Genomic DNA, 421 nt, shown 5'->3' with positions numbered 1-421 from the left:
GGTGAAGATAGTCGGCCGCAGCCTGCGCCTTGGCGGCGACGGTGATGATAGCGCGCTTGTCGTTCTTAAGGACGGCCAGCCAATTTGCCAAGTAGGCGGCGGTGTTATCGCGCGGATCATGAGCCACGCCCAGATCGGCGCAAATGAATGATGCCGCGAGTTCGGCTATGCACTCTTCCATCGCGTATGCTTCATTGCCGAATCTGCCGGTCAGATCGCGGTCAAGGCGGTGCTTAGCGCCGGAAAAATGCGCAACCTCGTGAAGCAGGGTCGAGTAAAGGTGAACCTCGCTGTCGAAGCGGTTGCGGTCGGGCATCAGAATGTCGTCGATGCTCGGTCGATAGCAGGCTTTCGTGCCGCCGTAGCTAATCTTCGCGGCGGTGTTTTTAACGAAGGCCTCGACGGTCTCGATGTGTGGAAC

General features: G+C 58.7%; 1 protein-coding gene. It reads right to left on the bottom strand.

All coding sequences use genetic code 11. The features are described from left to right. A partial coding sequence (locus EN780_RS37995) for a zincin-like metallopeptidase domain-containing protein (protein ID WP_245500335.1) occupies positions 1 to 421 on the bottom strand: 421 nt, incomplete at both ends.

It is taken from the genome of Mesorhizobium sp. M4B.F.Ca.ET.089.01.1.1, from assembly GCF_004022605.1.
Taxonomy (GTDB): domain Bacteria; phylum Pseudomonadota; class Alphaproteobacteria; order Rhizobiales; family Rhizobiaceae; genus Mesorhizobium; species Mesorhizobium abyssinicae.
The sequence above is the reverse complement of the archived record's forward strand: the minus strand, read 5'-3'. Positions and strand labels throughout refer to the sequence as shown.